Source organism: Sphingobacterium sp. BIGb0165 (assembly GCF_024810095.1).
Lineage (GTDB): Bacteria > Bacteroidota > Bacteroidia > Sphingobacteriales > Sphingobacteriaceae > Sphingobacterium > Sphingobacterium detergens.
This window is the reverse complement of sequence record NZ_JANUEB010000004.1, coordinates 451,610-462,910: the sequence shown is the minus strand read 5'-3', so window position 1 is coordinate 462,910 and position 11,301 is coordinate 451,610. Positions and strand designations below refer to the sequence as shown.

13 protein-coding genes and 1 tRNA gene are annotated in these 11,301 nt (G+C 39.6%); 7 read left to right on the top strand and 7 right to left on the bottom strand.

What is annotated here, in order from left to right; all coding sequences use genetic code 11:
- Positions 1–119 precede the first annotated feature (119 nt).
- The 3 genes from M2408_RS11430 to M2408_RS11420 are packed head-to-tail and all read left to right on the top strand — an operon-like array spanning position 120 to position 3,505.
- On the top strand, positions 120–584 hold the full coding sequence (locus M2408_RS11430) for a (2Fe-2S)-binding protein (RefSeq protein ID WP_259181864.1): 465 nt from the start codon (positions 120–122) through the stop codon (positions 582–584).
- Positions 585–599: 15 nt separating this feature from the next.
- Positions 600–1,271: a hypothetical protein gene (locus tag M2408_RS11425; RefSeq protein WP_259181862.1), complete on the top strand. Its 672-nt coding sequence runs from the start codon at positions 600–602 to the stop codon at positions 1,269–1,271.
- 2 nt (positions 1,272–1,273) lie between these two features.
- Entirely contained in the window at positions 1,274–3,505 is a 2,232-nt protein-coding gene (locus M2408_RS11420) for a xanthine dehydrogenase family protein molybdopterin-binding subunit (RefSeq protein ID WP_259181860.1), read from the top strand.
- Between the two features lie 107 nt (positions 3,506–3,612).
- On the opposite strand, the gene M2408_RS11415 is transcribed toward M2408_RS11420, so the two are convergent.
- Positions 3,613–4,410: a CPBP family intramembrane glutamic endopeptidase gene (locus M2408_RS11415; RefSeq protein ID WP_259181858.1), complete on the bottom strand. Its 798-nt coding sequence runs from the start codon at positions 4,408–4,410 to the stop codon at positions 3,613–3,615.
- A 139-nt stretch (positions 4,411–4,549) separates the two neighbouring features.
- Positions 4,550–5,191, bottom strand: coding sequence for a hydrolase (locus tag M2408_RS11410; protein WP_259181855.1), 642 nt, complete (start codon positions 5,189–5,191; stop codon positions 4,550–4,552).
- 350 nt (positions 5,192–5,541) lie between these two features.
- Here M2408_RS11410 and M2408_RS11405 point away from each other — a divergent pair, with 350 nt between their 5' ends.
- Positions 5,542–6,066, top strand: coding sequence for a TetR/AcrR family transcriptional regulator (locus M2408_RS11405; RefSeq protein WP_259181852.1), 525 nt, complete (start codon positions 5,542–5,544; stop codon positions 6,064–6,066).
- A 5-nt stretch (positions 6,067–6,071) separates the two neighbouring features.
- A complete protein-coding gene (locus M2408_RS11400) occupies positions 6,072–6,482 on the top strand; it encodes a nuclear transport factor 2 family protein (protein ID WP_259181851.1) in 411 nt (136 codons plus the stop codon).
- A 111-nt stretch (positions 6,483–6,593) separates the two neighbouring features.
- Here M2408_RS11400 and M2408_RS11395 read toward each other — a convergent pair whose 3' ends face one another.
- Complete coding sequence (locus tag M2408_RS11395; protein WP_120257519.1) at positions 6,594–6,923, bottom strand: YegP family protein; 330 nt, start codon at positions 6,921–6,923, stop codon at positions 6,594–6,596.
- Positions 6,924–7,180: 257 nt separating this feature from the next.
- Positions 7,181–7,268 (bottom strand) — tRNA-Ser (locus M2408_RS11390).
- 174 nt (positions 7,269–7,442) lie between these two features.
- Between M2408_RS11390 and M2408_RS11385 the strand changes: the two genes are divergently transcribed.
- The gene (locus M2408_RS11385; RefSeq protein WP_147420314.1) at positions 7,443–7,883 is read left to right on the top strand and encodes a hypothetical protein; all 441 of its coding nucleotides are present in this window, start codon (positions 7,443–7,445) and stop codon (positions 7,881–7,883) included.
- Positions 7,884–7,957: 74 nt separating this feature from the next.
- Positions 7,958–8,470 carry a BON domain-containing protein gene (locus M2408_RS11380; RefSeq protein WP_259181841.1) on the top strand — a complete coding sequence of 171 codons (513 nt, stop codon included), beginning with the start codon at positions 7,958–7,960 and terminating at the stop codon, positions 8,468–8,470.
- 87 nt (positions 8,471–8,557) lie between these two features.
- Here M2408_RS11380 and M2408_RS11375 read toward each other — a convergent pair whose 3' ends face one another.
- The 3 genes from M2408_RS11375 to M2408_RS11365 form a co-directional block, all read right to left on the bottom strand.
- The gene (locus M2408_RS11375) at positions 8,558–9,283 is read right to left on the bottom strand and encodes a tRNA threonylcarbamoyladenosine dehydratase (protein ID WP_259181839.1); all 726 of its coding nucleotides are present in this window, start codon (positions 9,281–9,283) and stop codon (positions 8,558–8,560) included.
- Positions 9,280–9,942, bottom strand: coding sequence for a TatD family hydrolase (locus tag M2408_RS11370; protein WP_259181837.1), 663 nt, complete (start codon positions 9,940–9,942; stop codon positions 9,280–9,282). The genes M2408_RS11375 and M2408_RS11370 overlap by 4 nt, the downstream gene beginning before the upstream one ends.
- Before the next feature lie 70 nt (positions 9,943–10,012).
- Complete coding sequence (locus M2408_RS11365; protein ID WP_259181836.1) at positions 10,013–11,299, bottom strand: anthranilate synthase component I family protein; 1,287 nt, start codon at positions 11,297–11,299, stop codon at positions 10,013–10,015.
- Between the last annotated feature and the right edge of the window lie 2 nt (positions 11,300–11,301).

The window sequence follows — 11,301 nt, the reverse complement described above, 5'->3', positions numbered from 1 at the left end:
CCCAATTACAGAATTTGTTACCAATATTACCTATTTCAGTAATAATTTATCCTACATATTGGTCAAATAGTTATTTTTATACGTAGATCCTTTAGCGGGGTAACTAAGAATAAACAATTATGAACAGCATACGAATCAATAAAAAAAAATATACGGTAGAAGTCGATAGCGAAATGCCTTTATTGTGGTTCTTAAGAGATCATGTGGGATTGACAGGGACAAAATATGGCTGCGGAGTTGCACAATGTGGTGCCTGTGTCGTTCACCTCGATGGTGAGGCTGTGCGTTCTTGTGTGACGAAGATGAAACGTGCAGTAGGTAAAGAAGTCATCACTATTGAAGGCTTGTCAGAACATGGCGACCACCCATTGCAACTTGCATGGAAAGATGTTGATGTACCACAATGTGGTTATTGCCATGCCGGACAAATTATGTCTGCCGCCGTACTGCTACGCGAGCGTCCAGATCCTACAGACCAAGATATCGACGATGCAATGACAGGAAATATCTGTCGTTGCGGTACTTACTCACGTATTCGCAAAGCGATTCATCATGCTGCGGAACTCCAGAAACAAAAGGGCTAAAGAATAAGCATATCCATGGAACTATATAAAGAAAAAAGACAGCTAAGAAAGACCAGATTTACTGTGACACTGAGTGTTATAGCACTGTTTTTAATTGGAATCGTCTCCGCTTTCTCGGATGAAACCAACTATACTACAAATGAAGAAATATATGCCACGGTGAAAAAAGATAGTGTCAAATCTGTCAACGCCTTTAAAAAAGTATATGCGGTATTACAAAGTCCCCGTTGCGTGAATTGCCATCCCAGCGGTGATATCCCGTTGCAAGGCGACGACAATAGGCTCCATGCCATGTTTCCCAAACGTGGTACTGATGGTAAGGGCATATTAGCGATGAAATGTACAAACTGTCATCAGACCGAAAATACAACGGGTTTAAAAACACCCCCAGGAAGTCCAGAATGGCATCTACCATCAGCTACAATGAAAATGGTGTTCCAGGGACGTAGTGCGCATGAACTTGCAAAGCAATTGGTGGACCCGAAACAAAATGGGAACAAAGATCTCAAAGCATTGATTGCACATGCCGATGATAGTCTGGTCAAGTGGGGTTGGAACCCCGGAGAGGGCAGGACATTGCCTCCTATAAGTCATGCCGAGTTTAAGGAAGCATGGATTACCTGGTTGACTACTGGTGCTTATGCACCAATACAGCAAGGGTTGGATGGATCAAATTTGAAAAATTAACGATGAAAGCAGAGAAAACAACAATAGATAGGAGATCTTTTTTAAAAGCCGCTTTGTTGGCTGGAGGTGGAATGATTTTGCAGTTTAATTGGCCTGGGACGATTGCATCTGCTGCAGAAAACAATCCGACCGAATCGGAACCCTTTACATTAAACAGTTATATCAAGATCCATCCGGATGGGAAAGTGACACTTTTTAATCCCAACCCGGAATTTGGGCAAAATGTCAAAACATCGTTGCCGATGATTTTGGCCGAGGAATTGGACGTCAATTGGGATCAGGTGCAGGTTGAACAGGCAGACTTTTTCCCGGAACGTTTTGAACGTCAATTTACTGGAGGCAGCCAATCTATCCGTAGAGCATGGCCCGTGCTACGTACTGCTGGAGCTACCGCACGACAGATGCTGATCCTTGCTGCCGCACAACACTGGGCTGTTTCAGCCGATGAAATAACAACTGATGCAGGTATCCTCTATCATCAAAAGAGCAAACTCGAGCTGCCCTATGGAGAACTTGCTTCTGCGGCTGCCCTGATACCGCTGCCAAAAAATGTAAAGCTCAAAGCGATCGCCGATTTCAAAATTATTGGTTCATCCAAACACAATGTTGAAATCGACAATATTGTAACCGGGAAACCATTATTTACAAGCGATTATAAAAAAGAGGGAATGCTGATTGCCATGATTGTCCACCCTGCTAGCTTCGGTAGAGAGATTACAACCATAGATGATAAAGCTGTCCGGAAAATGCCTGGAATAAAGGATGTGTTTATGATAGAACCTGTTCTCAAGGATTATAAGAAAAACGGATTTGATGTATTCACCTATGAACAGGTCGCTGTCATCGTTGGCAATACCACCTGGGAGGTAATGCAGGCCAAGAAAAAATTGATTTTGCAACTGAGTGGCCCAACAGGCAATGCCCGCAATGGGAAACCTGATTTTTTGGAGAGCACAGCGCGACATTATGCCGATATGGAACATTATTCCACGCTGCCTGCGGAAGTGAAACGTCGGGATGGTGATCCAGAGTCGGCTTTTAAAAACGCTACACGCATTATTGAACGCACCTATACAGCACCTTTTCTTGTCCACAATACAATGGAGCCGGTAAGCTGTTTTGCTGATGTCAAGTCAGATCATGCGGAATTGTATGCACCCATACAAGCACCCGAATTTATTACCACAACCTTATCTGCTCGGCTGGGCCTACCGAAAGAGAAAATAAAAATTAATCTAGCCCGAATGGGTGGTGGTTTTGGATTGCGAGCCTACGGACATCATGTGGTTGAGGCAGCTGTTATTTCCCAAAAGATTAAAGCTCCGGTCAAGCTGATGTATACACGCGAGGATGAAGCGACCTATGGCATTTACCGTCCCAGTTATAGTGCTACTTATAGAGCTGCGTTAGATGAAAACAACCAATTAATTGGCTTTCATATCAAAGCAGGTGGTGTCCCGGAAACTCCCCTACATGAAAACAGATTTCCAGCAGGGGCGATAGACAATTACCTAGCTGAAGCCTGGGCGGTATCTTCAGCGATTACAATAGGGGCTTTCCGCGCACCGCGATCCAACTTTATAGCAAGTGCTGAACAATCTTTTTTGGATGAGCTCGCTTTTGAAATGAAAAAGGATCCCTTAGATTTTAGATTGGAATTGCTCAAACGGGCAAAGGAAAAACCTGTCGGGCAACGCAATGAATATGATGCTGACCGCTATGCAGGCGTAATCCAATTGTTAAAGGACAAAGCGTCAATCCTACCAAGACCAGCTGGAACAGGAAGGGGGATGGCGGCTTATTTTTGTCATAACACCTATGCTGCTGCGATGGTAGATATCGGCGTAAAGAACAATGAGCCTTATGTTTGCCAAGCCCTAGCCACCATGGATTGTGGCATCGTCGTCAATAAAGACGCTGCCATTAATATGGCTGAGGGTGCACTTATTGATGGGATAGGTAATGCTTTGTATGGCGAACAGCTGTTTATGGATGGCGTACCATTAAAAAGTAATTTCAATACCTATCGGATGATCCGCATGAATGAGGCTCCCACAAAACTAGAAGTACATTTTGTAGAAAACCAGGATAACCCAACGGGTATGGGGGAACCGCTGTTTCCACCGACATTTGCCGCTGTAGCAAATGCTTTATTTGACCATACAGGAAAAAGATACTACGATCAGCCTTTTGTGAAACAATATTTGGATGAGAACAGAAATTCTGTAATTTAATTGAATTACAGAATTTTACAATTTCGGGAGATTTAGTTTTTTGTGATTCAAATTTCAGGAAGATGCTCTTGGACTATTGGCTGCAGTATTCTCAGTATTGATGATTTTTAGTCGATTCCCGACTTTTCCAATCGCAGGTTTAAAGGTTTAAAGAATAGATAAACTACACCGATGCCTAATGTCATTGCAACAACATAGCCTATAAATGCGACCGTTTCGGCCTGTTGTTCTGTTCCGCTACGAACTGTCTCGATAAAAAAACCGGTATTCCCCTTGAAGCCAAATAGCCAATGTATTAGATTCCAAGCAAAATGAAGTCCAGCCGATAGCGCGATATTCCCTGTTCTCAAAGTAGCAAAGCCAAATAGGATCGCTCCCAATCCTGATCCAATAAATGCATTTACGACAGAATAACCACCTAGTAGGTGTTCAATAATGAAAACCGCTGTAACAATAATCATTGCAATAACAGAACCAGCATTTGCCTTTAATTTCCAAAGCATATATGTCCTAAAGACAAGTTCTTCACGACAGGCGACAAAAAGAAATAATGGAATATATACGCCTAAAGTATGTGGATCAAAGGTTTGCGACTGAATAAAGGATACTTCGCTAAAATTAATTACAATCAAGGTCATTATAAGCACCATAACTATACCCATACCAAATCCCGATGCAAAGTATATGAAGCTCTTTCTATTATAACCTAGCCCGTTTTTGGAAAGTGTACTTTTATCATTCCGAATGAACCAATAAACCAAGGCAAAAGTAAGGGTGGATGCAATGATTATAGAAAGCAGATCTGATGACGGCAGCTGTTTTGTAATAGCAGATGAGCCAACAAAAATGAGCAATGTAAGCAAGTAAAAAATGACCACCTTTAAATAGCTAAATACTTTTCCCATTTTTTATAAGCTCCTTTACATAAAGTTAATAGATTATTGGCAGAAATCGTTGAGCTATCTTTAGTTATCCCCAGGATCGCTGATAAAAATTATCCTGGGGATAGATTGTTAATTATTTTTAGGACCTTGCATCCATTATTTATTCAGCTTTGTCATACGAAAATTGAATACCCGCAGTTCCGCCAGTTTCTATAAAAAGATTCATAAAGCCATGGGCGGTATCTGCTCTCGCCCAATCTCGTTGTAATTCACAGAAAAGTTGTGCAACACTAACCGGCTGACCTCCGGCTTGTTCAATTCTGCGCAATGCGGCATCATGTGCTGCTATGGAAGTACCCCCGACAGCATCAACGACCGGATAAACTTCAAACCCCTCTTGTAGTGCATCCAAAGAAGGGAAGGAAAGGCAGGCTTCAGTCCATAAGGCAGTCATAATGAGTTTAGACCGTTTTGTTTTTTTAACAGCCTTTAAAAATTCTACATCCTCCCAAGCATTTATTGTTGTTCGATCATAGGAAGGTATTCCTTTAAGCTCCTTCCGTAATTGGGGAATTGTTTCAAAGTTCAAACCAGTTTTCACATTGACAGTTGAAAGGATGATAGGCAGATTATAGAGCTTTGCCATCTTGGCCAACCCAACAATATTGTTAATAAGGAGTTGCCTATCCATGGAGGCTATCGAATTAACCTGTACCGGCTGATAATCAATAATGATTAAAGCCGCATTTTCTGGAGTGATCAGATGATCCTTCTTTTGATCACGAATTGGAAAACTTGCCATAACGTTGTTTTTTAAATTTTTTGATAATCTTAATAGACCACATTCGCGACCTATTTTTCTCACTGGTAAAATTAGATAAGGCCACTCTTTTAAAGAATAATCTAGATTAAGTAGTAAACTTAATGCACATTAAGTTTTTGAGAATGCTGATAAAAGTTCTTTACAGCTAATTTTTATATAGCAACAACTTCCAAAAAAATAACCATAACCAACTGAATATAAGATAAATTACAGATACTATTGCTTCATAACAGGTATCTTTTATGATTCTATTTAAAACAATTGTTGAACAGACAGACTTGTCTGTTCAACAATTGTTTTCTATTTTTGTATTATAAAATCTTAAAGAAATGGATAATCCAAGAGATAGAGTTTTAAATACAACCTCCTTATTATTCCATCAACAGGGATACAATAGTACAGGAATAAATCAGATCATAAGTGAGGCAAAGGTTGCCAAAGCTAGTTTTTATCAGCATTTTAAATCCAAAGATGATCTTTGCATCGCTTTTTTGACCTCCAGACATGACTTTTGGTTTTCGGAGCTCCGTGCATATACGCAAGACTCAGTCAGCCATAAACAATCCATATTAGCTGCATTTGATTTCATTATTTGTATGAATGAGAAGGAGGATTTTAGAGGTTGTAGTTTTCTAAATATTCTTTCTGAGCTCTCAAAACAACAAGATGCAATTCTTTCTGTCATACAGTCTCACAAAAATGATCTCAGGAAATTTTTCACAGAAATACTTGGTGAGGGGTTATTGGCTGCGCATATCTATCTGTTGTTTGAAAGCGCAATTATTGAAAGTCAGCTTTTTAGATCAAATGAACTAGTTCTGAAATCAAAAGAAATTGTTAATCATATTATTTAAAATTTATGGAACAGAAACATCCATTGCCACCTTTTACATTGGAAACGGCAAAACAAAAGATCCAGATGGCTGAAGATGCATGGAACTCCCAGAATCCTGAGCGGGTGTCTATGGCTTATACAATAGACAGCGAATGGCGAAATCGGCATCTATTTATCAATGGGAGGGAAGAGATTGTCCAGTTTCTAACGACAAAATGGGCGAATGAACTTGATTATAAATTGAAAAAAGAGTATTGGTCTCATACCGAAAATAGAATTGCTGTCCGATTTGAGTATGAATACAGAAACAAAGATGGAAGATGGTTTAGAGCCTATGGAAATGAGAACTGGGAGTTTGATGAAAATGGTCTGATGAGAAAACGGTACGCGAGTATTAATGATTTAGAAATAGCAGGGGGGGATCGGTATTTGTAAAAGTGTTATTGCTTTTTGAAAGCGGAACCTATCATGTTCTTATATAAGTAAAGCCCGACATATAATATCGCGCTCTACTTGCACTTGATTATACAAATCATTTTTTATTTGCTAATCGAGGTCTTCGATCGTTGCATCTGGCGCGTTTGATTTTACAGATTCAATACCGTTTTCCATTCCACTCGCACTTTCATACATTTCGCTTGTTCCTATAACTTGGCCGTTGGTCGCTTTCAAGTTGAAATAGTGCTTCCCATTTGTTGAAGTCTTTCTTTCAAATTTATCATTATCCTGGGCGTTACGTTTTACAGATTCAATCCCATTTAAACAGTTCGCCTTTGTTTTATATCCTTCACTGTTCAAAATAACCTGACCATTTCCAGCTTTTAAATTAAACTGGAATTCGCCATCTTTTCTTGTTTTCACTACAAATTTTCCCATTTTTTCTATTATAAATTTTTATGTGATAAATGCGATTTACGCTCCTAATAAAGATAACGTAATAAATTGTTTTTATTGTGAAACAATGATTAAATTATTTGCGCTAAAACAGTAAGCTGCCAAAACAGTAGATAAAAGTTTACATGATAAAATCAAAAAAATGTGTATGTGTGCTTTATCAAATTTTTCTAGGAATAAAGAAGGGGAGTTTCTACGAAACAAAAAAGAGCAACTTTTTACAGTTGCTCTTTATTTTGCGGAAAGGGAGGGATTCGAACCCTCGATACAGTCATCCCGTATACAGTCTTTCCAGGACTGCTCATTCGACCACTCTGACACCTTTCCGTGTTTCAGTGCACAAATGTAGTAATTTTTTACTTTATTGCAATACCCCTCGTGTTTTTTACAGCTTGATTTTCTCTATACTGTTGAACTTAAGCCTATTGTTTTTATTTTTTTTTGAATAAAACATATTTCTTATTTTTCAGAATGACAAATAGCTATTTTGATATAAAAAAGATGGTTTTAGAAGTTTCCATCGCACGGACAAATGATCGGATCGCGATGATTGAATCTGCTCTGGAAACCGCTAGAGATTCCAGTAATGACGATACAAAAAGTAGCGCTGGTGACAAATATGAAACTTCCCGCGAGATGATCCAACAAGATATCAATCGCTATCAGGGACAACTTCTGGAAGCGAATAAAGACCTGTTACAACTGACCAATATAGCGACAACAATAACAGACGCAACGGACTTTGTAAAACTAGGGAGCCTTGTCAAGACAAATCTAGGACTCTACTTTATTGCAACTAGTATCGGTGCATTAAAAATAGACGATATGAATGTATTTGCAATTTCACCAGTATCACCTATAGGTCAACTGCTTCTGAGTAAAAAAACAGGAGATAGCTTTCTATTTAACAAACTAAATCAGACAATTACAGGAGTCTATTAATCGCCAAAATACAGGAAAGCTAAACAATATCTCAATCTAACTGTTTTTACTATGAACGAAAATAAAACGATACGATGAAATTAAACAACTTACTTTTGATATTTTCATTAGGTGTTTTACCTTTTGTTCACTCATGCCGGTCACCAGAATCCGATGATAAGTTAAAGTCTAAAATTGAAGAAGCTTTAGCAGATAACCAAGGCATAGCAGTGGATGTAGAAGCGGGTAATGTTACCTTAAACGGACAATTAGGATCAGATTCATTGAAACAGGCTATTGAAGAGAAAACAAAGCTGACCGGTGGTGAAAGTATCAAATCTATCCATAACAATATTATGGTCAATCTTCCAGAACCGGAAGACGCACGCGAAAAATATCATGAAATAGTAGAGGGGGCGGTGGATTCTACTTTAACCAGAGATGTCAATCGGGTTTTAAAGGATTTTCCGACGATTACAGCTCAAGTAAAGGAGGGGACAATTATTGCTACCGGAAATATTGAAAAATCGCAATTGGATTCGTTAAAGAAAAGATTGGAACATATTAAACCAAAAGGTCTTGATATGAAAGCGGTAACGAGTCGATAGCTCACCCGTATCCATAACAAAATAAGAGCTACAAACCCATAGGCGAGTAGCTCTTATAATTTATGCATATGTTTATTTAGCACCAATTTAGGGATTTTCCATCAGATCCCGAATAGCAACTGAAGCAATCGCACCGCCAAAAGCTGCCGGTAGATAAGACATTGTTCCATAAGCCGATTTCTTGAAATTACTTCCATCGGTATACAGCAAGGATTTTTTGTCTGGCAATTCAGTTGAGAAGGCAACTTTAACACCGTCACGGATACCATGTTTACGCAATTTTTTGCGGATATGCTGGGCTAACTTGCAGTTATAGGACTTACTAATATCGGCAATCTCAATTTTAGTTGGATCAACTTTACCGCCCGCACCCATTGAACTTACAAATGGCATTTTTGCATCCAGTGCCAGTCTGATAAAGAATAACTTTGGTGTGATACTATCAATGGCTTCCACACAATAGTCAGGTTTCATGTCCAATAAAGCTGGTATTTTTTCGGGGATAATAAAGTCCTTGATCACGGTCAACTCCAATTCTGGATTGATAGCCAAAAGACGCTGTCTCATGATTTCAGCCTTCGCTTCACCGTGGTTCGTTGCAAGAGCTGGGAGTTGTCTATTTCTGTTAGATGGGTCTACCGTATCACCATCTATAATGGTCATTTTACCAACCCCTGCACGACAGATAAATTCTGCTGCAAAGGAACCTACACCACCTAGACCCAGAACCATTACGTGTGAATCCGCTAATTTTTCCAAAGCTGTCCTACCGACCAATGCCTCAGTGCGTGACAGCCAACTTAAATCTTTCATTTTTTTAATACAATCTTATAATTATGATATAATGCCTGCTTTAGCATCTCTACTGGAATAGATCGAACTTGAGCGACATATTGATATAGGCTAGCAATTTCCGTTGCTGTATCGGTATCTGTTTCCAAAAATAAATGTGCAAGGGGAATATTTTTTACGACTTGGTCCTGGCTGCCATCCAAACAATGGACACCGATTGAAAGGTAGTACCCTTTATCAATGAGCTGTTTGGCTAAGATCCAATTCTTGCGATAACCATGAAAGATAACCGGGAGTCGAAATTTTTCTTTTACCAAAGAAGCCTGAATCTCCTGAAAAGCACGAACACAATGAATAATCAGCGGTTTCTGAAAAGCTATGGCCAATAGAATCTGTTGGTTAAAAACTGCTTGTTGTTCCGCGAAGGGTACGTCACTATTTTTGTCCAGACCACTTTCACCTACTGCTAAAACATTTGCGTTTTGTATCATTGTCCGCATCAATTCCAATGCTTTTTCTGTATTGTTGTTGATATACCATGGATGTAACCCAATCGAGCAGTCTCCCCCCTTAATGATAGTCTCATTATGGTTCAATGCTACGTTTACAATAGATAGACTGGAGCCATCCTTTATAGCATTGGGCTGATGTGTATGTATATCAATATAAGGAATCTGCATTTTCAACAGCACAAAGGTCGAAAAAATAGTTGAAGCAAAAAATATTCTCTACAAAATTAGTATAGTTTTATCATTGTACCACCGTATCCAATGCATATAGAAGAGCTGAGGCTTTCAGCAGGCACTCTTGATATTCTTGTTCCGCTAATGCTTGGTTGGTAACAGCCCCACCTGTATGAAAGGACAGGTAATGTTCCCGCTTGTTGTATAGGAGGGAGCGGATCACTACATTAAAATCAAATTCATCACGAACAGTATCAAAATAGCCTGCCGAACCCGCGTAAATACCCCTTTTGGAGCCTTCAATCCGATCACAGATTCCCATTGCTGCAATCTTAGGCGCACCTGTCATTGAACCTGCAGGAAATGTATGTCTAAATACGTCCATATTGGACACCTTTGGATCTTGAGTACAGGTGATGGTAGATATCATCTGATGCACCTGTTTAAAAGATTGGATTTCAAACAAACGTGTTGCTTCAACCGTTCCGGGAAAGGCACTTCGCGTTAAATCATTACGGACAAGATCCACAATCATTACATTTTCGGCGATCTCCTTTTGTGATTGGAGCATACGACTGACAATCTCTTGATCCTCGTACGCTGTAACACCTCTTTTAGCAGTGCCTTTAATGGGCTGAGAAATCAGTTTACCTTGTCTTTTCGCCAAAAACCGTTCCGGAGAAGCGCTCATGATATAATGATGGCCAACTTTAAAAAAGTTGCTGAATGGAGTAGGTGATACAGTATTCAATTTTAGATAAACCTCGATAGGGTTAATATCTGCATTTTCGGCGAAGAACTCCTGACAGAGATTTACTTCATAGATATCACCACGTTGGATATGTTGTTGTACCTTATCAAAGGCGGCAAAATATTCTTCTTTCGTCCACCGCGAGCGTACGTGCAGATCCAGGGTAGCATCTATCTGTGGAATTGTTGTGTCGCAGATGGACTGATACACCGCAACTGGATCATCGGCTTGGATGTGAACCTGATTAGCGGCCCATCTGACCGTAATGGTTGGAACAAAAAAATAGGCTGCTGGAAATCCGAGCTTATCAGTGGCGCTAGTATGTAAATTTTCGATCTCATTCTTAAGATCATAGGATAGAAATCCCGGAATAAACTCGCATTGATGTTTGACTAGGAATTGCTGCAATTGATCCAATACATCATCATCGGCACAAAATGAATGCAAGGCCTTCACCGCCAATACACTCTCAAATCTTCCCCATTCGTCAGGCGCGCCGTTGCTATTAAAGAAAGAAATTTCATCAAATTGCCCCGACCAATGCAGGGCTTTCTGATGAAATTTATCTTTAGAATCGAGAAGATCAAAACTTTCGATCCTCATAT

Excerpts from the sequence above, each read along its gene's own strand:
- M2408_RS11430 (WP_259181864.1), top strand. The coding sequence starts at position 120 with ATGAACAGCATACGAATCAATAAAAAAAAATATACGGTAGAAGTCGAT.
- M2408_RS11425 (WP_259181862.1), top strand. The coding sequence starts at position 600 with ATGGAACTATATAAAGAAAAAAGACAGCTAAGAAAGACCAGATTTACT.
- M2408_RS11420 (WP_259181860.1), top strand. The coding sequence starts at position 1,274 with ATGAAAGCAGAGAAAACAACAATAGATAGGAGATCTTTTTTAAAAGCC.
- M2408_RS11415 (WP_259181858.1), bottom strand. The coding sequence starts at position 4,410 with ATGGGAAAAGTATTTAGCTATTTAAAGGTGGTCATTTTTTACTTGCTT.
- M2408_RS11410 (WP_259181855.1), bottom strand. The coding sequence starts at position 5,191 with ATGGCAAGTTTTCCAATTCGTGATCAAAAGAAGGATCATCTGATCACT.
- M2408_RS11405 (WP_259181852.1), top strand. The coding sequence starts at position 5,542 with ATGGATAATCCAAGAGATAGAGTTTTAAATACAACCTCCTTATTATTC.
- M2408_RS11400 (WP_259181851.1), top strand. The coding sequence starts at position 6,072 with ATGGAACAGAAACATCCATTGCCACCTTTTACATTGGAAACGGCAAAA.
- M2408_RS11395 (WP_120257519.1), bottom strand. The coding sequence starts at position 6,923 with ATGGGAAAATTTGTAGTGAAAACAAGAAAAGATGGCGAATTCCAGTTT.
- M2408_RS11385 (WP_147420314.1), top strand. The coding sequence starts at position 7,443 with ATGGTTTTAGAAGTTTCCATCGCACGGACAAATGATCGGATCGCGATG.
- M2408_RS11380 (WP_259181841.1), top strand. The coding sequence starts at position 7,958 with ATGAAATTAAACAACTTACTTTTGATATTTTCATTAGGTGTTTTACCT.
- M2408_RS11375 (WP_259181839.1), bottom strand. The coding sequence starts at position 9,283 with ATGAAAGATTTAAGTTGGCTGTCACGCACTGAGGCATTGGTCGGTAGG.
- M2408_RS11370 (WP_259181837.1), bottom strand. The coding sequence starts at position 9,942 with ATGCAGATTCCTTATATTGATATACATACACATCAGCCCAATGCTATA.
- M2408_RS11365 (WP_259181836.1), bottom strand. The coding sequence starts at position 11,299 with ATGAGGATCGAAAGTTTTGATCTTCTCGATTCTAAAGATAAATTTCAT.